This is a genomic window from Mycobacterium vicinigordonae (assembly GCF_013466425.1).
Classification (GTDB): domain Bacteria; phylum Actinomycetota; class Actinomycetes; order Mycobacteriales; family Mycobacteriaceae; genus Mycobacterium; species Mycobacterium vicinigordonae.
The window spans coordinates 350015-374066 of the sequence record NZ_CP059165.1; the positions used below are offsets into that span (position 1 = coordinate 350015).

The 24052-nt window shown below is 65.3% G+C and carries 24 protein-coding genes; 11 read left to right on the top strand and 13 right to left on the bottom strand.

Translation table 11 applies throughout. The features are described 5' to 3' along the window. Positions 1–74 precede the first annotated feature (74 nt). Entirely contained in the window at positions 75–1007 is a 933-nt protein-coding gene (locus tag H0P51_RS01640; RefSeq protein WP_180916343.1) for a LysR family transcriptional regulator, read from the top strand. On the opposite strand, the gene oxc is transcribed toward H0P51_RS01640, so the two are convergent. Beyond that, positions 1004–2716: an oxalyl-CoA decarboxylase gene (oxc, locus tag H0P51_RS01645; RefSeq protein ID WP_180916344.1), complete on the bottom strand. Its 1713-nt coding sequence runs from the start codon at positions 2714–2716 to the stop codon at positions 1004–1006. The genes H0P51_RS01640 and oxc overlap by 4 nt on opposite strands. A 149-nt stretch (positions 2717–2865) precedes the next feature. On the opposite strand from oxc, the gene H0P51_RS01650 reads away from it, so the two are divergent. After that, positions 2866–4413, top strand: a complete 1548-nt coding sequence (locus H0P51_RS01650) for a FadD7 family fatty acid--CoA ligase (protein WP_180916345.1) — start codon at positions 2866–2868, stop codon at positions 4411–4413. On the opposite strand, the gene H0P51_RS01655 is transcribed toward H0P51_RS01650, so the two are convergent. The 3 genes from H0P51_RS01655 to H0P51_RS01665 all read right to left on the bottom strand — a co-directional run bounded on the left by H0P51_RS01655 (position 4369) and on the right by H0P51_RS01665 (position 7648). After that, positions 4369–4920: a hypothetical protein gene (locus H0P51_RS01655; RefSeq protein WP_343061758.1), complete on the bottom strand. Its 552-nt coding sequence runs from the start codon at positions 4918–4920 to the stop codon at positions 4369–4371. The two genes, H0P51_RS01650 and H0P51_RS01655, sit on opposite strands and share 45 nt — an antisense overlap. Before the next feature lie 11 nt (positions 4921–4931). Then, on the bottom strand, positions 4932–7100 hold the full coding sequence (locus H0P51_RS01660) for an elongation factor G-like protein EF-G2 (protein WP_180916346.1): 2169 nt from the start codon (positions 7098–7100) through the stop codon (positions 4932–4934). A 128-nt stretch (positions 7101–7228) separates the two neighbouring features. After that, positions 7229–7648: a TIGR03668 family PPOX class F420-dependent oxidoreductase gene (locus H0P51_RS01665; RefSeq protein WP_180916347.1), complete on the bottom strand. Its 420-nt coding sequence runs from the start codon at positions 7646–7648 to the stop codon at positions 7229–7231. Between the two features lie 264 nt (positions 7649–7912). On the opposite strand from H0P51_RS01665, the gene H0P51_RS01670 reads away from it, so the two are divergent. The 4 genes from H0P51_RS01670 (at position 7913) to H0P51_RS01685 (ending at position 12953) form a co-directional block, all read left to right on the top strand. Beyond that, on the top strand, positions 7913–8959 hold the full coding sequence (locus H0P51_RS01670; RefSeq protein ID WP_180916348.1) for a S1C family serine protease: 1047 nt from the start codon (positions 7913–7915) through the stop codon (positions 8957–8959). A 121-nt stretch (positions 8960–9080) separates the two neighbouring features. Then, a complete protein-coding gene (gene treS / locus H0P51_RS01675; RefSeq protein ID WP_180916349.1) occupies positions 9081–10874 on the top strand; it encodes a maltose alpha-D-glucosyltransferase in 1794 nt (597 codons plus the stop codon). Next, complete coding sequence (locus H0P51_RS01680; protein WP_180916350.1) at positions 10871–12226, top strand: maltokinase N-terminal cap-like domain-containing protein; 1356 nt, start codon at positions 10871–10873, stop codon at positions 12224–12226. The genes treS and H0P51_RS01680 overlap by 4 nt, the downstream gene beginning before the upstream one ends. 46 nt (positions 12227–12272) lie before the next feature. Next, positions 12273–12953: a YoaK family protein gene (locus tag H0P51_RS01685; RefSeq protein ID WP_180916351.1), complete on the top strand. Its 681-nt coding sequence runs from the start codon at positions 12273–12275 to the stop codon at positions 12951–12953. 18 nt (positions 12954–12971) lie between these two features. Here the strand turns inward: H0P51_RS01685 and H0P51_RS01690 are convergent, their stop codons facing one another. The 6 genes from H0P51_RS01690 to H0P51_RS01715 all read right to left on the bottom strand — a co-directional run bounded on the left by H0P51_RS01690 (position 12972) and on the right by H0P51_RS01715 (position 17257). Further along, positions 12972–13301: a hypothetical protein gene (locus tag H0P51_RS01690; RefSeq protein WP_246398321.1), complete on the bottom strand. Its 330-nt coding sequence runs from the start codon at positions 13299–13301 to the stop codon at positions 12972–12974. A gap of 92 nt (positions 13302–13393) precedes the next feature. Continuing rightward, on the bottom strand, positions 13394–14443 hold the full coding sequence (gene ag85C, locus H0P51_RS01695) for a diacylglycerol acyltransferase/mycolyltransferase Ag85C (protein WP_180916352.1): 1050 nt from the start codon (positions 14441–14443) through the stop codon (positions 13394–13396). A gap of 224 nt (positions 14444–14667) precedes the next feature. Beyond that, a complete protein-coding gene (locus H0P51_RS01700; protein WP_180916353.1) occupies positions 14668–15492 on the bottom strand; it encodes an ABC transporter permease in 825 nt (274 codons plus the stop codon). Further along, positions 15482–16282, bottom strand: a complete 801-nt coding sequence (locus H0P51_RS01705; RefSeq protein ID WP_180916354.1) for an ATP-binding cassette domain-containing protein — start codon at positions 16280–16282, stop codon at positions 15482–15484. Before H0P51_RS01705 ends, H0P51_RS01700 begins: the two co-directional genes overlap by 11 nt. After that, a complete protein-coding gene (locus tag H0P51_RS01710; protein ID WP_180916355.1) occupies positions 16279–16731 on the bottom strand; it encodes a MarR family winged helix-turn-helix transcriptional regulator in 453 nt (150 codons plus the stop codon). The genes H0P51_RS01705 and H0P51_RS01710 overlap by 4 nt, the downstream gene beginning before the upstream one ends. Positions 16732–16759: 28 nt before the next feature. After that, on the bottom strand, positions 16760–17257 hold the full coding sequence (locus H0P51_RS01715; RefSeq protein WP_180918670.1) for a metallophosphoesterase family protein: 498 nt from the start codon (positions 17255–17257) through the stop codon (positions 16760–16762). A gap of 34 nt (positions 17258–17291) precedes the next feature. Between H0P51_RS01715 and H0P51_RS01720 the strand changes: the two genes are divergently transcribed. Then, the gene (locus H0P51_RS01720; RefSeq protein WP_180916356.1) at positions 17292–17747 is read left to right on the top strand and encodes a MaoC family dehydratase; all 456 of its coding nucleotides are present in this window, start codon (positions 17292–17294) and stop codon (positions 17745–17747) included. Positions 17748–17751: 4 nt separating this feature from the next. Here H0P51_RS01720 and H0P51_RS01725 read toward each other — a convergent pair whose 3' ends face one another. Both H0P51_RS01725 and H0P51_RS01730 read right to left on the bottom strand, forming a co-directional pair. After that, positions 17752–19047 carry an acyl-CoA dehydrogenase family protein gene (locus H0P51_RS01725; protein ID WP_180916357.1) on the bottom strand — a complete coding sequence of 432 codons (1296 nt, stop codon included), beginning with the start codon at positions 19045–19047 and terminating at the stop codon, positions 17752–17754. 93 nt (positions 19048–19140) lie between these two features. Further along, complete coding sequence (locus tag H0P51_RS01730) at positions 19141–19845, bottom strand: GAF and ANTAR domain-containing protein (RefSeq protein WP_180916358.1); 705 nt, start codon at positions 19843–19845, stop codon at positions 19141–19143. A 221-nt stretch (positions 19846–20066) separates the two neighbouring features. Here H0P51_RS01730 and H0P51_RS01735 point away from each other — a divergent pair, with 221 nt between their 5' ends. After that, positions 20067–20672 (top strand): GNAT family N-acetyltransferase, encoded by a 606-nt coding sequence (locus H0P51_RS01735; RefSeq protein WP_180916359.1) that lies wholly within the window; start codon positions 20067–20069, stop codon positions 20670–20672. Between the two features lie 32 nt (positions 20673–20704). Further along, the gene (locus H0P51_RS01740; RefSeq protein ID WP_180916360.1) at positions 20705–21025 is read left to right on the top strand and encodes a hypothetical protein; all 321 of its coding nucleotides are present in this window, start codon (positions 20705–20707) and stop codon (positions 21023–21025) included. 1 nt (position 21026) lies between these two features. Here the strand turns inward: H0P51_RS01740 and H0P51_RS01745 are convergent, their stop codons facing one another. Then, positions 21027–21701, bottom strand: a complete 675-nt coding sequence (locus H0P51_RS01745; RefSeq protein ID WP_180916361.1) for a TetR family transcriptional regulator — start codon at positions 21699–21701, stop codon at positions 21027–21029. A 70-nt stretch (positions 21702–21771) separates the two neighbouring features. Here H0P51_RS01745 and H0P51_RS01750 point away from each other — a divergent pair, with 70 nt between their 5' ends. Both H0P51_RS01750 and H0P51_RS01755 read left to right on the top strand, forming a co-directional pair. Continuing rightward, positions 21772–22845 (top strand): flavin reductase family protein, encoded by a 1074-nt coding sequence (locus tag H0P51_RS01750; protein ID WP_180916362.1) that lies wholly within the window; start codon positions 21772–21774, stop codon positions 22843–22845. Between the two features lie 29 nt (positions 22846–22874). Further along, a complete protein-coding gene (locus H0P51_RS01755) occupies positions 22875–23987 on the top strand; it encodes a fatty acid desaturase family protein (RefSeq protein WP_180916363.1) in 1113 nt (370 codons plus the stop codon). Positions 23988–24052: the final 65 nt, after the last annotated feature.

Sequence of the window (24052 nt, forward strand, 5' to 3'; positions counted from 1 at the left end):
GAAGGGGTCATAGCAAACTATTCGAGCGTAGCGGGACGCCGATAGCACGGCCCGAAGCCCGCCGGGAGATGTGCATGCTTTTCAGCCAGTTGAACTACTTTGTCGCGGTTGCTCAGGAGCGGCATTTCGCACGCGCTGCCGAGCGGTGCCACATATCGCAACCGGCCCTGTCGTCGGCGATCGCAAAGCTGGAGCGGGAACTCAACGTTACGCTGATCAACCGCGGCCGCAGCTTCGAGGGACTCACCCCGGCGGGTGAGCGGCTCGCGGTCTGGGCCAAGCGCATCCTGGCCGAGCACGACGCGTTCAAGGCGGAGGCGCAAGCGGTGCAATCGGGCCTCACCGGCACCCTTCGGCTGGGTGCCGTACCAACCGCGTCGACGACGGCGTCGTTGGTGCTGTCGTCGTTTTGCTCGGCCCACCCCATGGCAAAGGTTCAAATCAGCTCGCGGCTGCCCGCTACCGAGCTGTACAGGCGACTGCAGGAATTCGAGGTAGATGCAGCCATCGTGCACCCGGTGCCACAGCACAACCAGGACATCGCGCTGCTCCCGCTCTATGAGGAGCGGTACGTCTTGTTGTCCCGGCCAGAGATGTTGCTGCCCGGTGCGACCACGCTAGGTTGGCCCGACGCCGCGCAGCTACCTCTGGCGCTGCTCACTGGGGATATGCGCGACCGCCAGGTCATCGACGCAGTCTTCGAGGAACGCGGCATCACCGTCAGCCCGCAAGTCGAAACAGACTCCGTCGCTTCGCTGTTCGCTCAGGTTGCCAGTGGGAACTGGGCCACCATTGTGCCGCACACCTGGTTGTGGATGACCTCGGCGCGGGGAGAGGCGCAGGTCGTCGAACTGATCGACCCGATACTGAAGGCTCCGATCATGTTGGCTACCAAGGCGACCGAGCCCGGTACGCCGTTGGTGCGTGCGCTGGTCGCATCCGCGCAGCAGCTCGCGCTCGACGACTTCTTCGACGCGCAGCTCCGCAGTATCGTCCGGCGGCGCTAGTCGGTCGCCGCGCGGCTGGGGTTGCGGCTCGCCAGGTGCCCGCTCTCCACGCCGGCCGCCGGATCGAGGGCACAGTCGATGATGCCCGGCCCGTTGGATGCCAATGCCTCCGTCAGTGCTGCTTCCAGTTCGGCGGGCGTGGACACGTGGTATCCCTTGCCGCCGAAAGCTTCTGCTAGCAGCTCATGGTGTGCTCCCGCGTTGAGCACGGTGGGCGCGAGATCTGACTGCGACGCCGCAGCCTCGTCACCGCGGTAGACGCCGCCGTTGTTGAGAACTACCACTGTGACGGGAAGTCGGTAACGGCAGATGGTTTCGATCTCCATGCCGCTGAATCCGAACGCGCTGTCACCCTCGATCGCGACTACGGGCCGACCCGTTTCGACCGCGGCGCCGATCGAGTAACCCAGGCCGATGCCCATCACACCCCACGTCCCGGTGTCGAGCCGATGCCGCGGCAACTCGATGTCGACGACATTGCGGGTCAGGTCCAGCGCGTTGGCTCCCTCGTTGACCACATATACGTCCGGGTTGCGCTGCAAAACAGCACGAATCGCGCTGAGCGCATTGTAGAACCGCATCGGGTGCGGGTCCTCGGCCAGGCGTTCGCGCATTTTGGCGTCGTTACGGTCCTTACGTTCGGCGAGTTCGCCGGTCCAGGCTGACGCGAGCGTGACGCGGTGGTCGGCCAATCCATCCAAGAGTGCCGACAGCACCGAACCGATATCGCCGGCCAGCGGCGCGGCGATCGGTTGATTGCTGTCGAACTCCGAAGCGGCGATGTCGATCTGGATGAACTTGGCATCCGCGGACCACTGCGGCGACTCCCCATGTCCCAGAAGCCAATTCAGCCGCGCTCCCACCAACAGGACCGTATCGGCACGGGCGAGGGCCAGTGAGCGGGCCGCGGCGACCGATTGTGGGTGTGCGTCGGGCAGCAGGCCCTTGGCCATCGACATCGGCAGGAATGGAACGCCGGTGGTCTCGACGAACTCCCGAATCACGTTGTCGGCCTGAGCGTATGCCGCGCCCTTGCCCAGCACGATCAACGGCCGGCGGGCCGCAGCGAACAGCTGCAACGCACGGTCGACGGCCTCGGGGGCGGGCAACTGGCGAGGGGCAGGATCGACAATGCGCCAGACCGTGTCCGCCGCCGCGGCGGCATCCATCGCTTGCCCCAGCACCTCGCCGGGTATATCGAGGTAGACACCACCGGGCCGACCGGAGATCGCGGTGCGAATCGCCCGCGCCACGCCGCGCCCGATGTCCTCGACGCGGCCAATCCGGTACGCGGCCTTGCAGAACGGCCGCGCGGCGCCGAGCTGGTCGAGGTCCTGGTAATCCCCGCGCTGCAGGTCCACCGCCGCCCGCTCGCTCGACCCCGAGAGTTGAATCATCGGAAAGCAGTTCGCGGTGGCGTTCGCCAGCGCGGGTAGTCCGTTAAGAAATCCCGGCCCAGAAGTGGTCAAGCACACCCCGGGCCGACGGGTCAGAAATCCCGCCGCGGCGGCGGCGTTGCCGGCCGAGGCCTCGTGCCGGAAGCCGATGTAGCGGATCCCCGCGGCCTGAGCGGTACGCGCCAGATCGGTGATCGGGATCCCGACCACCCCGTAGATGGTGTCAACGTCGTTGGCCTGCAGCGCGTCCACCACGAGGTGAAACCCGTCGGTCAGCCGCGTCCGGTCGGGAGTCGCAGATTCGGTGGTCATGCCCATCACTGTGGTCTGCCGAACCGCCGGTGTCCAAGAGCGGGTCGCTATGCAGTGATTCACGCCGTCTATCGACCGTTAGCGGATCGGTATTGGACAGTGAGTATCGGTCCCCGGCAGGGTTGCCCTACACGCAGAAGGAGAGCGCAGTGGCATCCCTACAGACATCCACGCTCGTCGACCTGATCGAGGCACACGCCGGCCCCGCACCGCAGGCGCCCGCGCTGGTGGTCACCGCCGACCGGGTGGCAATCAGCTATCGCGACCTGATCGGTCTGGTCGACGAGCTGGCTACGCAGCTGCGGCGGGCCGGCCTTGCGCTCGGCGACCGGGTGGGGTTGCGGTCGGGCAGCAACGCTGAGTTCGTCGTGGCGCTCTTGGGGGCGCTGCGCGCGGGTCTGATCGTGGTCCCGTTGGACCCGGCGCTTCCCGTTGGCGACCAACGCGCCCGCAGCGAGGCCGCGGGTGCACGGGTGGTGCTGGTGGACACCCAATCGGATGGCGCGCCCGAGCCGGCGGTGCGGTGGTGGCCGGTCACCGTGACCGTCGGCCCCAGTGCCGGGACGCATCAGGTCCGCCTCGATGTGGCCGGCGAACCGAATCAGAGCAGCTCGTCGCCGGAGGGCCTGCATCACGACGACGCGATGATCATGTTCACCGGCGGCACCACCGGGCTGCCCAAGATGGTCCCCTGGACGCACGACAACCTGGTCACCTCGGTCCGGGCCATCATCGCCGGATATCAATTGGGGCCGCAGGACGCGACCGTCGCGGTGATGCCGCTGTATCACGGCCACGGGTTGGTCGCTGCGTTGTTCTCGACGCTGGCCTCGGGTGGCACGGTGTTGCTGCCGGCGCGCGGGAAGTTCTCGGCGCATACGTTCTGGGACGACATCGACGCGGTGGGTGCGACCTGGTACACCGCCGTGCCGACCATCCATCAGATTCTGCTGGAGCGCTCAAGCGGCGACGCGGCCGGAAGTGGCCGGGCCACACTGCGTTTCATCCGCAGTTGCAGCGCGCCGCTCACCCCGGAGACGGCCCAGGCGCTGCACGCCGAGTTTTCCGCGCAGGTGGTGTGCGCCTTCGGCATGACCGAGTCCACCCACCAGGTGGCCACGACCTCGCCCGATCGTCAGGAGAATCCGGCTGCAACGGCTGGACTAGTCGGGCGCTCCACCGGACCACAGATCCGCATCGCCGGTAGCGACGGATCGTCCGTCGCGCCCGGCGGCGTCGGTGAGGTGTGGCTACGCGGCGCGACGGTGGTGCGCGGCTACCTCGGCGACCCGCAGATCACCGCGGCGAACTTCACCGACGGCTGGCTGCGCACCGGCGATCTGGGGACGTTGTCGCAGGCCGGCGACCTGTGCATCCGGGGCCGGATCAAGGAGCTCATCAACCGCGGCGGTGAGAAGATTTCGCCGGAACGGGTCGAGGGAGTGCTGGCCACCCACCCGAACGTCATGGAGGTGGCGGTATTCGGGGTGCCGCACCCGATGTACGGTGAAGCCGTCGCGGCGGTATTCGTGCCGCGTGGCTCGGCCCCGAGCGCCGGGGAACTCGCCGAATTCTGCCGGGACCGGTTGGCGCCGTTCGAGATTCCGGCCTCCTTCCGGGCTGCCGACGAATTGCCGCACACCGCTAAGGGATCACTGGACCGCCGCGCCGTGTCGCGGTTGTTCGGTGAGTCTTGAGAAATAAGCTGCACTCCCGTAACCGCTGTCGCACCATGCGGGCAGGGAAGCTGCCACGCTGCCCCACGCGGCCCGCGCACCGGACTCGCCGACACGATAGGTCTGTACCAGTGTGCCGACCGCCGCGGCCACGACAAAGACTCTAATCACAATGTGCACAACAGGTTTCACCGGGCGATCGCGGACTACGCGCAGCTGCGCCACCGCAAGCGCGGTCGCGGCGACCGCCAGCGTAGCGATCAGATACACCAGGGTTTCCCCCAATTCGGCGTGCCGATCGACGGCCGGCGAGGCACCCACCTTGCCGGCCAGCCACTCACCCGAACTGGTGGTCAGCGGGGTGACGACCAGCGTTATCACCGTCAGCACCAGGGTCAACCAGATCAAATGCTGCCGCGCTGCCGACCAGACCGCACACAGGATTGCCAGTATCGCCGACAGCGGACCCAGCACCACGACCAGGTGATTGAACAGGATGTGGGCCGGAAGTCCGTTGACGGTCGACATGTGGCGGCGGGCTACACGCTGGCCTTCACCCGGGCCGCGGCCGACTCGGGCATGGGTTCGTAGCGGGCGAAGGAGCGGGTGAACGACGCGGCCCCGTGCGCCAGGGACCGCAGGTCGATGGCATACCGGGTTAATTCCACTTGCGGCACTTCGGCGTTGATCACGGTGCGGTCGTGGCCGGCGGTCTCAGTGCCCAGCACCCGGCCGCGGCGTCCGGACAGGTCGCCCATCACCGCGCCGACGAAATCGTCGGGCACCAACACCGAGATCTCGTCGATCGGCTCGAGCAGGTTCACCTTGGTCGCCGCCGCAGCCTCCCGTAGCGCCAGCGAACCGGCCATCTGGAACGCGAAGTCCGACGAGTCGACGCTATGCGCCTTGCCGTCGAGCAAGGTGACCCGAATGTCGACCATCGGGTATCCCGCGTGGACACCCTTCTCCATCTGCGCGCGGACACCTTTTTCCACGCTGGGGATGAACTGGCGCGGAACGGCGCCACCGACCACCTTGTCGAGGAACTCGAACCCCCCGCCCTCCGGCAGCGGCTCCACCTCGATATCGCACACCGCGTACTGGCCGTGCCCGCCGGACTGCTTGACATGTCGGCCGTGGCCTTTGGCCTTGCCGCCCAACGTCTCTCGTAACGGGACGCGAAGCTCGACGGTGTCCACGGCGACGCCGTACCGGTTGGACAGCGCGTCGAGCACCACGCCGGCGTGCGCTTCGCCCATGCACCACAACACCACCTGGTGGGTCTCGGGGTTCTGCTCGATGCGCAACGTCGGGTCTTCGGCCGCCAACCGGCTCAGCCCGACCGACAGTTTGTCCTCGTCGGTCTTGGCGTGCGCCTCAATGGCGATCGGCAGCAACGGTTCCGGCATGGTCCAGGGCTTGAGTACCAGCGGTTCGGTCTTGTCCGAGAGGGTATCGCCGGTTTCGGCGCGGCTGAGCTTGCCAATGGCGCAGATGTCGCCGGCCACCACGGCGGAGGCGGGCCGCTGCTGCTTACCCAACGGAAACGACAGCACGCCGATACGTTCGTCCTCGTCGTGATCGGCGTGGATGCTGCCGTGCTCTTGCGAAGTCCCGTTGCTGCCGAAGAACGAAGAGAAATGGCCCGACACATGGACCGTCGCGTCCGGCTTGATCGTGCCGGAGAAAACCCGGACCAGGCTGATCCGGCCGACGTAGGGATCCGACGTCGTCTTGACCACCTCGGCAAGCAACGGTGCCTCGGTGTCGCAGGCCAACTCGTGGTGTGCGGCGCCCTGCGGCGTGAACACCTCCGGCAACGGATGTTCGCGCGGCGACGGAAAGCCGCGGGTGGCGACCTCGAGCAGTTCGTAGGTGCCCACGCCGGTACTGCTGCACACCGGGATCACCGGGAAGAACGACCCGCGCGCGACGGCCTTCTCCAAGTCTTCGATGAGCACCGACTCATCGATCGCCTCGCCGCCGAGGTAACGCTCCATCAGCGACTCGTCCTCGGACTCCTCGATGATTCCCTCGATCAGGCTGCCGCGCGCTGCCTCGATCCGGTCGGTCTCGGCGGTATCGGGCGCCGACTCGCTCCGTTTGCCCTCGGAATAGGTGTACTGCGTTTGCGACAGTAATCCGATCAACCCTGCGCAGTTCGTTTGGGAGGTAGGCAGATACAGTGGTAAGACCTTGTCGCCGAACGCATTCTGCGCCGCCTCGAGCGCTTCAGGGTAGTTTGCGCGGGCGTGGTCGAGCTTGGTGATCACCACCGCACGCGGCATTCCGACCCGATTGCACTCCTGCCACAGCGACTTGGTGGGCTCGTCGACGCCCTCGTTGGCTGCGATGACGAACAGGGCGCAGTCCGCGGCGCGCAGCCCGGCCCGCAGCTCACCGACGAAATCCGCGTATCCGGGGGTGTCGACCAGGTTGACCTTGATGCCGTCGTGGGTAAGGGACGCGACCGCCACACCCACCGAGCGCTGCTGGCGGATCTCCGCCTCGTCGAAGTCGCAGACGGTGCTGCCGTCGGTGACCGAGCCCGGCCGCGACAGCACCCCACCCGCCACCAGCAGTGCCTCGACCAGGGTGGTCTTGCCGCCCCCCGAAGGCCCGACCAGAACCACGTTGCGAATACCGTCCGGGCCGGTTGCGGTGGGGGCCGCACCTGCGCCCTGGCTAGCACTCACTCTGTCGGCCATGACATTCCTCCAGTTCTTCCTGGGCTGTCACCGGCTCCCGAATGCGGCATGTGATTCAGCCCACAGGACGCAGTGCCAACTTTTCCCCCAACCGGCGCGCAGCACAAGGGTCGGCCCCGGCCCCGGGGTCAGGCGTGCCAGCTGGACCAGCGGCGCACCGCGATTTCGATTACCGGGCCGGCCAGCGAAACAGATTGGTACTGAGGGTATTTGGCGCGTAGCAGGCGGCGCCCGGTGTGCAGTGCGTCGCTGTGGCGCAGCACGACGGCGGCGCCGTCGATGCGGACCCACCACAACTGGTTCCAGTCGTCGTCGTAATGGTCGACGAGCAGGCTGATCGCCGGGTTGCACTCGATGTTGGCCAGCCGACGCAATCGTTGAGTCGTCTTGGGTTTGGCGTCCACCCCGGTGTACACGGTTTCTGGACTGCTTTCTGAGTCCACCGCGAAGACCACCGGCACAAGGTGGGGCGCGCCGTCGGAGCCGACGGTGGCCAGTCGCGCGACAGGAGCCTGGGCGAACCAGACCTTCGGGTCGAATTGGCTCACGGCGCCCAGCCTAGAGCTGCCGCTGATCGGTGATATGAGTCACCAACGGCAACGCTCGATTAGGCCATTGGAGGGGTCGTCGGTTTAGCTGATGCAAGCGGGGAACTCAATTGCCGTCATTACTCGTTACAGCAATTACCCGATTTGGGGCCTGACCACCGTATTGAATGGGTATCTGGATTACGGTGGTGTAGGCAACGCCGCCTTCCGGACCCCATGGGCTGGGACAATTCAGTTCGTCATCCGACGCAGGAGGTTCACGGGATGAGCAAATTGCGCCACCGTTCACTCGGGTGGCTGGTCGCCGTTCTGGCCCTGGTCGGAATGACCCTCGCGATTCCGCCGGCGGCGGTGCAGGCCGCGCCGCTCAAGGACCGCCCCGCGATGCCACTCGACCCCTCTGCGATGGTGGCCCAGGTTGGGCCGCAAGTGGTCAACATCAACACCAAGTTGGGCTACAACAACGCGGTCGGCGCAGGTACCGGCATCGTCATCGACCCGAACGGTGTGGTGCTGACCAACAATCACGTGATCTCCGGTGCCACCGACATCAGCGCGTTCAGCGTCGGTGACGGCCGCACCTACGGCGTGGATGTGATCGGCTACGACCGCACCCAGGATGTTGCGTTGTTGCAGCTTCGCGGCGCAGGCGGGCTGCCCTCCGCGGCGATCGGCGGCGGCGTCTCGGTCGGCGAACCGGTGGTGGCGATGGGCAACACGGGCGGTCAGGGCGGTACACCGCGTGCCCTGAGCGGGAAGGTGATCGCCGTCGGCCAAACCGTGCAGGCGTCGGACGCATTGACCGGCGCCGCCGAGACGCTTAGCGGTTTGATCCAGTTCGACGCGCCGATCCAGCCCGGCGACTCCGGTGGCCCAGTGGTCAACGGTTCGGGTCAGGTCGTGGGGATGAACACCGCTGCCACCGAGAATTTCCAGATGTCCGGCGGCGGGCAGGGCTTCGCCATCCCGATCGGCACGGCGATCGGGGTCGCCAACCAAATCCGTGGCGGCGGCGGATCGCCCACCGTGCACATCGGGCCCACCGCGTTCCTCGGCCTCGGCGTCGTGGACAACAACGGCAACGGCGCACGCGTCCAGCGCGTGGTCGGCAACGCTCCCGCGGCATCGGTCGGTATCTCCACCGGTGACGTGATCACCGCTTTGGACGGCACCCCGATCAACTCGGCAACCGCCATGTCGGACGCCCTCAACGGGCATCACCCCGGCGACACCGTGTCGATCAGCTTCACGTCGAAGTCGGGTGTAGCTCGCACCGAGAACGTGACGCTGGCCGAGGGTCCACCAGCCTGACGTCCGGTTGCGGCAAGCCAATTCTTTTGGTATTGGCCGGGATTCGATGTCAGGTTCGGCACATGTCGTGGTGCGCGATTCTTAACGAGTCGGGTCGGGTACCCGTGGCATCGTGGATTTGATGAACGAGAGAATTGCCGTCCGGCAGGATCCCGCCCACGATCCCGCGAAGGGCAGCCATGTCGAAGGGGGTGTGGTCGAGCACCCCAACGTCGAGGACTTCGGCAATGCAGCCGCCCTACCGGCCGACCCGACCTGGTTCAAACACGCCGTCTTCTACGAGGTGTTGGTGCGGGCGTTCTTCGACTCCAATGCCGACGGTTCGGGTGACCTGCGAGGACTGATCGACCGCCTGGACTATCTGCAGTGGCTCGGCGTCGACTGCCTGTGGCTGCCCCCGTTCTACGACTCCCCGCTGCGCGACGGCGGCTATGACATCCGCGACTTCTACAAGGTGCTGCCGGAGTTCGGCACCGTCGAGGATTTCGTGGCGCTGATCGACGAGGCACACCAGCGCGGAATCCGGGTGATCACCGACCTGGTGATGAACCACACCTCGGACTCGCATCCGTGGTTTCAGGAGTCCCGCCGCGACCCCGACGGCCCCTACGGTGACTTCTACATGTGGAGCGACACCAGCGAGAAGTACACCGAGGCGCGGATCATCTTCGTCGACACCGAGGAGTCGAACTGGACGTTCGACCCCGTGCGGCGCCAGTTCTACTGGCACCGGTTCTTCTCCCACCAGCCGGACCTGAACTACGACAGCCCGGCCGTGCAGGAAGCGATGATCGACGTCATCCGGTTCTGGCTCGGCCTCGGTATCGACGGATTCCGGCTCGACGCGGTGCCGTACCTGTTTGCGCGGGAGGGCACCAACTGCGAGAACCTCCCGGAAACGCACGCCTTCCTCAAGCGCTGCCGAAAGGTGGTCGACGACGAGTTCCCGGGCCGGGTGCTGCTGGCCGAGGCCAACCAGTGGCCGGCCGACGTGGTGGAGTACTTCGGCGACCCCACCACCGGCGGCGACGAGTGCCACATGGCGTTCCACTTTCCGCTGATGCCGCGCATCTTCATGGCTGTGCGCCGGGAGTCCCGGTTCCCCATCTCAGAAATTCTGGCCCAGACACCGGACATCCCCGACATGGCGCAGTGGGGGATCTTCCTGCGCAACCACGACGAGCTGACGCTCGAGATGGTCAGCGACGAAGAACGCGACTACATGTACGCCGAGTACGCCAAGGACCCGCGGATGAAGGCCAACGTGGGGATCCGCCGGCGCCTGGCGCCGCTGCTGGAGAACGACTTCAACCAGATACGGCTGTTCAATGCGCTGCTGTTGTCGCTGCCGGGATCGCCGGTGTTGTATTACGGCGACGAAATCGGCATGGGTGACGTCATCTGGCTGGGTGACCGCGACGGCGTGCGGACGCCGATGCAGTGGACCCCGGATCGCAACGCCGGCTTCTCCACCGCCAACCCCGGCCGGCTTTATCTGCCGACCAGCCAAGACTCGGTCTATGGCTACCAGGCGGTCAATGTCGAGGCCCAGCGCGACACCTCGACATCGCTGCTGAACTGGACCCGCACCATGCTTGCGGTGCGCCGCCGCCACGACGCGTTCGCCATCGGCTCTTTCCACGAACTCGGCGGTTCCAACCCGTCGGTGCTGGCCTACGTGCGCGAAGTGGTCCGCGAAGACGACGAGAACGACGTGGTGCTGTGCGTGAACAACCTGTCGCGGTTCCCGCAGCCCATCGAGCTAAATCTGCAGCAATGGAACAACTACACACCCATCGAGCTGACCGGGCATGTCGAATTTCCGCGGATCGGGCATCTGCCCTATCTGCTGACCCTGCCGGGGCACGGGTTCTACTGGTTCCAGCTGTCCGCATCCGAGGAGGAGCACCGATGACCCGCTCCCACCAGTTGCCCTGGCAGCTGTGGCTTCCGCAGCAACGCTGGTACGCCGGCCGCAGCCGACAGCTGTCGTCCGCCGAGCCCGCAATTGTGGTGCCGTTGCGCGACGACCTCGAACTGGTGTTGCTCGACGTCGCCTACACCGACGGTTCCGCCGAGCGCTACCAGGTGATCGTCCGCTGGGATTCCGCGCCAATCTCGGAATTCAGCACGCTGGCCACCATCGGCGAGGTCGACGACCACATCGGTTTCGACGCGCTCTACGACGGCGCGGCACCCCAGTTCCTGCTGTCGCTGATCGCCGACTCCGCGGTCCGCGACGCCGACGGCACCCAGGTCAGGTTCGTCAGGGAACCCGATGTCGAGCTGCCGCTGGACGCATACCCGCGGGTTTCCGACGCCGAGCAGAGCAACACCAGCGTGATATTTGACCGGGCACCCGCAGCCATCTTCAAGGTGTTCCGGCGGGTCAGCGAAGGCATCAACCCCGACATCGAGTTGAACCGGGTGCTGGGCCGCGCCGACAACCCGCACGTAGCCCGGATGCTGGGAAGCTACGAGATTGGCGCGCCGGACGGCTCGCGTGATGCGACGTCCCCGCTGGGTATGGTGACTTCCTTCGCCGGCAACGCCGCCGAGGGATGGGCGATGGCCACCGCCAGCGTTCGCGACCTGTTCGCCGAAGGCGACCTGTATGCCCACGAGGTGGGCGGCGATTTCGCGGGGGAGTCCTTCCGGCTCGGTGAAGCCGTGGCTTCCGTGCATGCCACCCTGGCCGAGTACCTCGGCACCTCGCAGGCGCCGTTCCCACTGCAGCACATGCTGTCGCGGCTGTCGGCGTCGGTGGCCGCGGTGCCGGAGCTCAAGGAATACGCGGCCACGGTTGAGGAGCGGTTGGGCAAACTCGCCGACGAGCAGATCACGGTTCAGCGTGTGCACGGCGACCTGCACCTGGGGCAGGTGCTTCGTACCCCGGAGAGCTGGGTGCTGATCGACTTCGAGGGCGAGCCGGGTCAACCGTTGGCCGAGCGGCGGGCGCCTGATTCGACGATGCGCGATGTGGCGGGCGTGCTGCGGTCGTTCGAGTACGCCGCCTACGGGCCGCTGGTCGATCAGGCCGCCGATAAGCAGCTGGCGGCCCGGGCCCGGGAGTGGGTGGAGCGCAATCGCACTGCGTTCTGCGATGGTTACGCAGCCGGATCGGGCGTCGACCCGCGTGATTCGGCGCTGCTGTTGGCCGCCTACGAACTGGACAAGGCGGTGTACGAGACCGGCTATGAGGCGCGGCACCGGCCCACCTGGCTGCCGATCCCCTTGCGCTCGATCGCACGCCTGACCACCAGCTGACCCGCAGGATTAACGGCCGTTCGGCAAGCTCTGGAAGCATGCTTTTGTGCAGAAGGAGATTTACGACAGCGAAGCCAGGCTGTCCTGGGTACTGGCCGCGCTGGCCGGCGTGATCGGGGCCACCGCATTCACCCACTCCGCGGGGTACTTCGTGACTTTCATGACCGGCAACGCCCAGCGGGCGGTCCTGGGCGTGTTTCGCGACGACGTCTGGTTGTCGATAACGGCGGGGACGTTGCTGCTCTGCTTCCTGACCGGCGTGGTGGTCTCCTCGGTGTGTCGGCGACGGTACTGGGTGGCCCACCCGCACGGTCCGACGGTGCTGACCACTTTCTCGCTGGTGTTCGCCACCGGGTTGGACATCGTGCTGGGCGGCTGGGCGGAATCGTTGCTGGACTTCGTGCCGATCATGTGCGTGGTCTTCGGGATCGGCGCGTTGAACACCTCGTTCGTCAAGGACGGCGAAGTGTCGGTGCCGTTGAGTTACGTGACCGGGACGCTGGTCAAGATGGGTCAAGGCATCGAGCGCCACATCGCCGGCGGGAAGATCGAGGACTGGCTCGGGTATTTCCTGCTGCTTGCCAGCTTCATGCTGGGCGCGACCATCGGTGGTGCGGTCAGCCTGGTGGTCAGCGGTACCCAGATGCTCGGCGTCGCGGCCTTTGTCTGCGCCGTCACCACTTGCTACACGTACCTGCACGCCGACCGGCGCGGTCTGTTGGACTAAGAGTTGACCCATAATGGGTCATGTAGCGCCAATCAGCTTGGGTGCTGGTTGTTTTCGGCTTGTCCCGCGACGTCCACCTGGTGGGTGTGGTCTGTTCGGGGGCGTGCCGGGTGCTGCTTGTTCAGCAGAGGCGACCCTGGCTGTGCACTCGGCGGCCAGTGCCGTGACGAGCATGCCGGGGCTGAACAGCGCGATCCGTTTGCCCCACAACCGTGCCCAGGTCGAGATGCGGCAATCCTCCACGGTGATCCGGTTGCCGTCGGCAGCCACGATCGCCGCGGCGACCGCAGCCAAGCCATCAACCACAGCCCCCAAATCATCGCCGAACTCTGGAACCTCAAAACCCACGAGCGATTACAGGTCAACTCTTAGCTCCGGTAAAGAACATCGGCAGCAGCGCTGGCCGTTGCGCTGCTGCCGATGTGGTCTGCGGGACCGGGTTACGTGGCCGGTTGTCCCGGTTGTCCCGGTTGGCCCGGTGCCGCCGGGGCGGCGGCCGGCGGAGGCGTGTTGACCGCGTTGAGGACCGCCAGCATGTCGGGCTTCATCGCCATCAGCTGCTGGTTCCAGTAGTTCCAGGAGTGGGTTCCGTTGCTGGGAAACTGGAAGACGCCGTTGCGCCCACCGCTGGCCGCGTAGGTCTGCTGGAACTGCTGGTTGGTGCGCAGCGTCAGACCCTCGAGGAACTTCGCCGGCATGTTGTCGCCGCCGAGGTCGCTGGGGGTGCCGTTGCCGCAGTAGACCCATATTCGGGTGTTGTTGGCAACCAGGCGCGGAATCTGCACCATGGGGTCATTGCGCTTCCAAGCGGGGTCGGTGGACGGCCCCCACATGCTGTTGGCGTTGTATCCGCCCGAGTCGGTCATCGCCAGCCCGATCAGGGTGGGCCACCAGCCTTCGGACGGGTTGAGAAAGCCCGACAGCGAGGCGGCGTAGGGGAACATCTGTGGGTAGTAGGCCGCCAGGATCAGCGCCGAACCACCTGACATCGACAAACCTACAGCCGCGTTGCCGGCCGGTGAAACGCCCTTGTTGGCCTGCAGCCAGGCGGGCATCTCCCGGGTCAGGAACGTCTCCCACTTGTAGGTGTATCCCTGCCCGTTGCCTTGGGACGGCTGGTACCAGTCGCTGTAGAAGCTGGATTGGCCGCCCACCGGCATGATCACCGACAGACCAGACTGGTAGAACTCCTCGAACGCGGGCGTATTGATGTCCCAGCCGCTGTAGTCGTCCTGCGCGCGCAGGCCGTCCAGCAGGTAGACCGCGTGTGCCCCGCCGCCCTGGAACTGGACCTTGATGTTGCGGCCCATCGCCGGTGATGGGATCTGCAAGGTTTCGACCGGCAGGCCCGGCCGCGAGAAGGCCCCCGCGGGAGCGGGTGTGCCAACCGCGCCGACGAGACCAGCCAGCACGGCAGCGCCCACAGCTGCGATCGCCAGCCTGCGGGGCATGGTTTCAGCTGAGCTACGCAGCTTTTCAACGAACTTCATCGCGTCCACCCATCCCAAGAATTTCGTCCGCCGCTCGTCGCGGTCGAATGTGTTCTGGGCGAGTGAAACACGGGCGGTAGACCCAGTCCGGGTGTCACGGCCGTAAGGCTTTGTCGCGGTTGGCTAACGATTAGGAATCGGGCCGGACTCCGCGCAAATGTGGTCGCGTTCCGGTAACGATTCGCAACTAAATGCATTTCGTTGCGGCCCGGCGATGCGACAAATTACGCAACGAGGCGCCGCAAAACCTTTGACGCCGTAAAAATTCCGATCACCGGTGCGACCAACAGCACGACAATGTCCACCAGGTGGAAGGGCGTGTTGATCAACAGCGACCGCAACAAGTCAACCTCATAGCTCAGCGGGTTGACCTTGCTCAGCGCGTGCAGCCAGCCGGGCATCACGTCCACCGGGTAGAGCGCGTTGGAGGCGAAGAACAGGGGCATCGTGATCGCCTGACCGATACCCATCAGTCGGTCGCGGCTGCGCACCAACCCGGCCAGTGTCATCGATAGGCAGGCGAAGAATGCGGCACCGAGCATGACTGCAACCATTGCCGCCACGATACGAATCGGGTTGACGGTCAATCCGATTCGCATTACGTACGCCAGCGCCAACACGCCGACAACCTGGGCCACTGACCGCACGCCGGCGGCGAATGCCTTGCCGGTGATCAACGCCGACGCGGGCGCGGGCGTCACCATGAGCTTGGCCAGCACCCCGGCATCGCGATCCCAGATGATCTGGATGCCGTAGAAGATGGCGATGAACAATGCGGATTGGGCGATGATCCCCGGTGCCAGGAAAGCCAGATAGGAGACGTTTCCGGTGTCGATGACCCGCATGTGGCTGAACGTGGTCCCGAAGATGAGCAGCCACAGGGCGGGTTGCACCATTCGGGTCACCAGTTCGGTGCGGTCGTGTCGCAGTTTCTGCAGTTCGACGATAGCGAATGCGCCGATGCGGCCGGCAGTCGCTCGGACCCGGTCGAATCCATGCGGAGCGCGGACGAGGTTCAACGGCGGGATCGCAGCACGGTCAACCGACATTTCGCTCCGCCCTTCTGCTGGATCGGATTTCGCGCATGTCTGCCGGCTCGGCGTCCAGCCCGGATGCGGCGTAATGGCGGAACACGTCTTCGAGCGTTGCGGTCGGCGACACAGTGGCCTTCAACTCGCCGGGGGTGCCCACCGCCTGCAGCGCACCGTGGTGCATCAACGCGACCCGATCGCAAAGCGCATCGGCTTCCTCCATGTAGTGGGTGGTCAGCAGCACGGTCATGCCGAACATCTCCTGCATGCTGGTGACCTGCGTCCAGACACCGTCGCGCGCAATCGGATCCAGGCCCACTGTCGGCTCGTCGAGTACCAGCAACGACGGCCGGTTCACCAGTGCTTGGGCTACTTCCAGCCGGCGAACCATGCCCCCGGAGTAACTCGACGCGAGCTTGTCGGCCACGTCGAGCAGGTCCATGGCGGCCAGCGCCTGTTCAACCCGGTCGGTGCGCTCGTTGCGGGGAACGCCGTACAACCGGGCGAACCACTCCACGTTCTGCCGTCCAGTCAGTGCTGTCTCAATCGAAAGCTGTTGTGGCACGTAGCCGATATTGCTTCGAATATCGATGGTCTGGTGTCGCGCGTCGAGCCCGAAAATGCGCAATTCGCCTTGTTGGACCGGAGCCAGCGTCGTCAAAACCCGAACCACGGTGGTCTTGCCGGCACCGTTAGGACCGAGCAGACCCATCGTCTCGCCCGGCTGTACGTCGAACGTCACGTCATGGACGGCGACGTGTTCACCATAGCGATACGTCAGGTGTCGGCAGTCGATCGCCGCAGTCATTTCTTTCGCTCCTGAAGTTTCTTGGTCATCTGTTCGAGGACCTCCAATCCCTGGGCCAATACCCCGATCTGGAGCTCGTCAAGCTCGTCGAGTAGGTCGGTGAGCACCGCTCGGCGCAGTTGCGCGGTCGCGTCCATGACCTGCTGGGCCGACTCGGTGAGCCGCAACCGGCTGACCCGCCGGTCGGCGGGATCGAGTGTGCGATCCAGCAAGCCCGCGCAGCACAGCTTGGTGACCAGCGTGGAGGCGGTGTTGGGCACCAGCCCAAGTTCGGCGGCGGCCACACTGACCGAAACATCCGGTCGGCGGGAGACCAGTCGCAGCAACTCGGCCTGCGACTCGGTGAGCTGTCCGGGCGAGTACCCAGTACCTACCGCGCGTCGCAGTTGGCGGCGGAACCTGCCCAAGGTCCGCGGAATGTCGGAGGCGAGATCGGCGTGAGTGGTCACTGCGCTCCATAATACCTCTGTAGCCGAGCTATCTATTGATCCTGTGTAGAACGACGTCGGACAGCACGCCAGCGTCTGCGGTGGCGGTTAGGTAAGTGCAGTGGGGCTGCCTGCGGCGATCCGTCGGAGACCCCGGGTTGAGCAGCCGCAGGCCGGACGCAGTGGTGGTGTCCCACGGGATGTGGCTGTGGCCGAAGACCAGCACGTCGGTGTCGGCATAGCGCCGCGACATGCGCTCGTTGCGACCGGCAGAGGCGCCGGTCTCGTGCACTACGGAGAAGCGCAGTCCGCCCAGCTCCGCGTCGGCACGCTCCGGCAGCCGCGATCGCAGCTCCGCGCCGTCGTTGTTGCCCCAGCAGGCGAGGAGGCGGTTTGACCTCGCTTCGAGCTCGTCGAGGAGGTCGGGCACCACCCAGTCACCGGCGTGGATGACGACGTCGGCGGCCGCGACCTCGTCCCACACCTGAGCGGGCAGGTCACGCGCCCGTTTCGGGACGTGCGTGTCGGCGATCATGAGCAACCGCATAAGTTCTATGGATACCCGACGAGAGGATTGATCCATGCGCACCTTCGAGTCAGTCGCGGACTTCGCCGCTGCCGCGGGCGAGCCACTCGGGCACAGCGACTGGGTGGCTATCAGCCAGGAAGAGGTCAACCTGTTCGCCGACGCGACCGGCGACCACCAGTGGATCCACGTCGACCCGGAACGTGCCGCTCAGGGTCCGTTCGGGACGACCATTGCGCACGGGTTCATGACCCTGTCGCTGTTGCCGCGGCTGATGCACCAGATCTACCACGTCGAGGGCGTCAAAATGGGAATCAACTACGGCCTCAACAAGGTTCGGTTCCCGTCGCCGGTGCCGGTGGGCTCCAGGGTGCGTGCGACGAGCTCGCTGGTGAGCGTGGACGACGTCGGCAATGGTGCGGTGCAGGCGGTCCTGTCGACCATCATCGAGATCGAAGGTGCAGCCAAGCCGGCCTGTGTGGCCGAAAGCATCCTGCGCTACGTCAGCTGAACCGTCAGAACTCGGCAATCGCGTGCTCGAGCCGGGCGGCTAAGCGCGCCTCGGCTTCGGCCTTGCGGGTCGGTATGTGCTGCGACGGGAAAGGCGTTGTCACGGGCTCATATTCGCGCAGCGTGCGCCGGGCCACCGTCATCTTGTGCAATTCGGTGGCGCCGTCGGCGATCCCCAGCGACTCGGCGGCCACCATCATCTTGACGAACGGCATCTCGTCGGAGACGCCCAGCGCGCCGTGCAGGTGCAGCGCCCGCTGTGCGACATCGTGCAGTACCTGCGGCATCGCGACCTTGACCGCGGCGATGTCCCGGCGCACCTTCTGATAATCGTGGTGCTTGTCGATCAGCCACGCGGTGCGTAGCACCAGCAGCCGGAACTGCTCGATCTGGATCCAGCTGTCGGCGACCTTCTCCTGCGTCATCTGGAAATCCGACAACCGCCCGTGCCGGGTCTGCCTCGACACCGCGCGCTCACACATCATGTCGAAAGCCCTGCGCGCCAGAGCAATTGTGCGCATGGCGTGATGGATGCGACCTCCGCCGAGGCGGGTCTGGGCGATCATGAACGCCTGACCCTCGCCGCCGAGCACATGGTCGGCGGGCACTCTCACATCGCGGTAACGGACGTAGGCGTGGCTGGCACGTGTCGACGACTCGGTACCCACCCCGACGTTGCGGATGATCTCGATGCCCGGTGTCTCGGCGGGCACGATGAACAACGACATCTTTTCGTAGGTGCGGCCCTCAGGGTTAGTGACCGCCATGACGATGAAGAACGACGCATGCTTGGCGTTGGTGGAAAACCACTTCTCGCCGTTGATAATCCAATCGTCACCATCCCGGCTAGCCGAAGTGACAAAAAGTCCTGGGTCCGATCCGCCCTGCGGTTCCGTCATCGAATAGCAGGACGTGATCTCGCCGTCCAGCAGCGGCTGCAGATACCGGGCCTGCTGCTGGTCGGTGCCGAACAGCGCCAGAATCTCAGCGTTGCCCGAATCCGGCGCCTGGCAGCCGAACACCGAGGGTGCCCACCGGGACCGGCCCAGGATTTCGTTGAGCAACGCGAGCTTGACCTGGCCGAAGCCCTGTCCGCCGAGATCGGGCGTCAGATGGGCGGCCCACAGGCCCTGGTCCTTCACTCGCTGCTGCAACGGGCGCAGCACCGCCATCATCTCAGCGTTATGTTTGTCATACGGGTCGAGTGCCACCAGGTCCAGCGGCTCAAGTTCCTCGACCATGAATTGTTCGACCCAGTCCAATTTCGCCTGGTATTCCGGGTCGGTCTCGAAGTCCCACACGGTAGGCCGCCATTCCCCGGCGCAACGCCGCGCCGGCAATCTAGATAGAGCTGGTTGGCCAACCCATCGTATGTGCCAGCCTCAGGGCACCCGTCAACTGTCGGAGAGGCTTTTCCTGTTCTGGACTACCTGCCGCGCAATGTCGACCAACAGCGTGTTGGACTCTTGGGAAAGCCGCCGCAGCAGGTCGAACGCCCGCACGGAGTCGATGTCGAACTGCTGCATCAATATGCCCTTGGCCTGGCCGATGAGGTCGCGACTGGCCAACGCGCTTTGGAACGAGTGTTCCCGCAACACGCTGTCCCAGGCCAGCGCGGCGTGCGTCGCGAAGACGATCCCAATATCCACGGCGTCGTTGTCGAAGACATTGGGCGCGTCCGCGTAGACGTTCAGCGCCCCCAGGCTGTGGCTGCTGGTGAACAGTTCGAACGACAGAATCGAGCGGATCGTCGTCTCGGCCAGCGCGTCCCGCCGATACTTAGGCCAGCGGGTGTCGGATGTCAGGTCGTCGACACGCACGGTGTGGTGCTCCCACGCGGCGATCAGGCACGGACCCTCCAGGTATCGCTGCTGGATCTCGTCGAGCAGAGTGACATACCGGTGGGTGCTGGCCGGCGTCGAGATTTCCTGCTGCCGATTGACGACGGTCAGGCCCGCGTACTGTGCGCCCGGCACCGTCAGCGTGGCTTCGATAACCAGTTGGCTGATCGCGGCCTGGCTGTCAATGCCCGGGCGGTTGTGCAGCTCGCGGGCAAACGCCGCTATGCGGTGATGAAGTTCCCCGATGTCCTCTCCCACCGCGGCTCCCTTCTAGTTGCCGTGCGGCGCGCCCGCACACTATAAGACGTTGCCTGAGATGCTCATCGGCGGTCAAGAGTCTTTCGTCCCATCCGCCGATGATCCGCGTGCAGCTTGAAACACATTGCACAAAAACAGTTTTCGCATCCGTCATACTACGGTGCGGACGGGCTTGCCGGCCGGTCTGGCGCAGGAAATGGTGACGGCATACGGTAATTCGGATGACCCCTACCGTGCGTCCCGCGCAGAAATCCGATATCGGCGAGTTGGGCCAAACCCTGGGCCGGGCGTTCTACGACGATCCCGTGACGACGTGGATCCTGCCCGACGATGACAAGCGGCGACGCCACTTGGGTCGCGTGTTCGCCACGATGACCCGCCATCACCATCTGGCCGGCGGTGGCGTCGAAGTGGCCTGCGGGGGGCCGGCCATCGGCGCGGCGGCCCTATGGGATCCGCCGGATCGGTGGCGGGAGAGTGGGCGGGCGCAGCTGGCGCAGATACCGACGTTCCTGCGGGTGTTCGGTGCAAAATCCGCCCGCGGACGGGCGGTTCAGGAATTGATGAAGCGCGCCCACCCCGAGGAGCCGCACTGGTACCTCGCGGCAATTGGCAGCGACCCGTCGGTGCGCGGGCAGGGCTTCGGCAAGGTGCTGCTGCGATCCCGACTGCAGCGCTGCGACGCGGAGTACTGTCCGGCCTATCTCGAGTCGTCCAAGTCTGAAAATGTGCCATATTACGAGCGTTTCGGGTTCCGAGTCACCGGTGAGATCAAGATTCCCGGCGATGGGCCGATGCTGTGGACGATGTGGCGTGATCCGCGTTGAGGCGTTTAGTCGTTGCCGGCCTGGGCAACTAAATGCGCATGGCAGCCGGACCCGACGACACCCTGGACCCGAGTGAATCCACCGATTCCGACGAGGTCCGCAACGACGACGGCGACATCGTCGTCGACCCGCCCGATGACTGGAGCGAGGCGAATAAGTTCGGCATGACGGCGCGCGAGGAGCGGGAAGGCGAATCGCTGGACCAGAAGCTGGCCGCGGAGGAACCCGACGAACTCCGGCCCGCGCAGACGGATCCGGATCTGGCCGAACAACTGCCCGGCGGCGTGCACCGAGGTCAGATCGACGGTACGCCCGAGGACGGCAGTTCGCTGTTCACCGTCGTCGACGAATGACCTAAGGTTCGCTCTTCCAGCTCGCGACGCCGATAGCGATCATCCGCAGCTGTTTGACCGCGATCCGGCGAATCTCCTCCAGCGCCTCGGCGCCCTGGGCGTCCTCGATGGCCTCGGCGGTCACGATCATTGCGTTGACGAAAAGGCTTGCCAGCACGTTGAGATCCTCGGTGCTCCATTCGTTGAGTCGTGGAAAGCGAGCCAAGTCGGTCGCCAGCTCCGAGGTGATCAGTCGAATCTCGGTGCGGATCGCGTAGCGCAGTACCGAGAGCCCGGTAGAGCGTTCACGCGAGATAAATCGCCAGTGCTCACGCTGTTCGGCGACGCTTCCGATCAGGATCTCCACCGAGGATTCGATCACCCGGTTCGGGTCGAGTTTGCCGGCTCGCGCACCGCGCAACGTGTCGCGCAGGCTGCGGAACGACTCGTCGATCAAAACCAGCCCGAGCGCCTCCATCGAGTCGAAGTGCCGGTAGAACGCGGCGGGCACGATCCCGGCCTCACGCGTCACCTCCCGCAGGCTCAGGCCGCTGAAGCTGCGCTCGTTGAGCAACTTGAGGGCCGCGGCGATGATGGCGCGCCGGGTGGCCTCCTTGCGTTCCTCGCGTGAGGCCCCGTCGCGGCTCTTCTCCCTGCTGGTTCGCCGCGAGTGTGAGCTAGGAGTACGACTGTTCACTATGTGAACCGTAACACAGAACCCGAGAAAACCCTTGACCACCTGCGCCGACCGATGTCACGGTGTACACATGTTCACTCAAACTTTCACTCGGACGGTCGCAAAACGAGTCCTGAGTTCAAACCTGGTCGACGTGCTCACCGGCCCGCACGGCGTTGACCGTTACACCGAGCTTGTCACGCCGACGTGGACGTCGGGTGACGCCCGCGCCAAGGTGATCGACGTCCGGCGGACAACGCCGCGCAGCGTCACCCTGACGCTGGCTCCGAACGCCGCATTCACAGAACGGCACACCGTCAAAGCCGGGCAGTTCGTCAACGTGACCGTCGAGATCGACGGCCGCATGCACTCGCGGTGCTACTCGCCGGCCAACGTCGAGGGCAGCTCGCAGCTAGAGCTGACCATCGGCGTCCACGACGGCGGCCTGGTCTCGACCTACCTGTATGAGCAGGCCCGTCGAGGCATGGTGGTCGGCTTGGACGGCGTCGGAGGTGACTTCGTGTTGCCGGAGCGGCTGCCCCGGCGAATCCTGTTCGTCTCCGGCGGCAGCGGCATCACGCCCGTCATGGCGATGGTGCGCACACTGGTCGCCCAGGGGCACTCGGGCGAAATCGCCTTCGTGCAGTACGCGCGGACCGCTGAGGAAGCCTGCTATCGCGACGAGCTGGCGGCGATGCGCGACGTGCGGGTGCTGCACGGCTACACCCGATCCGGCACCGGCGACCTCGACGGCCACTTCGGGGCAGAGCACCTGGCCGCCGCGATGGACGCACCTGACGCGGTCTTCGTGTGCGGGCCAACCGCTTTGGTCGACGCCGTCAAAGCCCATTGTGAAAACGTGTTCACCGAAAGCTTCACGCCGCCGGTGATCGAAGCACCGGCCAACCCGACGGGTGGACGGGTGAGCTTCGGGGACAGCAAGGTCGACGTCGAAGATGATGGCCGCTCGATCCTGGAGCAGGCCGAATCGGCGGGGCTGACACCCAAGAACGGCTGCCGGATGGGCATCTGCCACACCTGCACCCGCCGCAAGACATCCGGCACCACCCGCAACCTGATCACCGGTGCTGTGTCCACCCAGCCCGACGAGAACGTCCAGATCTGCGTCACCGTGCCCGTCGGTGACGTCGAGATCGCCCTCTGACCACCATCGAATCATAGGGAGTAAAAGCCATGTCACAGAACAAGATCACTCTCACGAAGGAACAAGCCGACGCGTTCGGCCGCGAACTCGATGCCATCAAGGAACGTGTGATGGCAGACCTCGGCGAGAAGGACGCGGAGTACATCCGCAAGGTCATCAAGGCGCAGCGCGCCCTGGAGGTGGGCGGTCGCGCACTGCTCTTCCTGCCGCCGGCCTGGTTGCTGGGCACCGGGATGCTGGGCATCGCGAAGATCATGGACAACATGGAGATCGGCCACAACATCATGCACGGTCAGTACGACTGGATGCGTGACCCGACGATCTCCGGCGGCGACTTCGAATGGGACACCGCCTGCCCGGCCGACCAGTGGCGGCACTCGCACAATTACATGCACCACACCTACACCAACATCGTCGACATGGACCGCGACATCGGTTACGGCATCCTGCGGATGAGCGAAGATCAGAAATGGAGCCCGTACTTCCTGGGCAACCCGGTTTACGCCTTCCTGCTGATGGTGCTCTTCCAATACGGTGTCGCGCTGCACGAGCTGGAAACCGAGCGCATCCGCTCCGGCGAGATCCGGCTGCGCGATAAGAAGCAGACGCTGAAAGAGATCTGGGCCAAGACTCGTCGGCAGACGCTCAAGGACTACGTCGCGTTCCCGCTGCTGGCCGGCCCATTCGCGCCGTTCGTGTTCACCGGCAACCTGACCGCCAACCTGATGCGCAACGTGTGGTCGTACATGATCATCTTCTGCGGCCACTTCCCGGACGGCACCCAAGAATTCACCGTGGAGGAGACCAAGAACGAGACCCGCGGCCAGTGGTACTTCCGCCAGGTGCTCGGCTCGGCGAACCTGACCGGCGGCAGGCTCTTCCACCTGCTGTCGGGCAACCTGTCGCACCAGATCGAGCACCACCTGTTCCCGGACATGCCCGCCCGCCGGTATGCCGAGATCGCACCCGAGGTGCAGGAGATTTGCGAACGGTACGGAATCCCCTACAACAAGGGGCCGCTGCTGCGGCAGTTCGGGACGGTTGTCCGCAAGATTGTCCGGCTCAGTGTCCCGGACGCTTGGCTGCCAAACGCCAACGCCAAGAAGTCCGCGAATGTCGAATTGGCACCAGTCGCCGCCTGAGTAAACCTACTGACCTACAAAGCCCGAGGCCTCGCAATGTCGAAGCCTCGGGCTTTGAGGTCTTT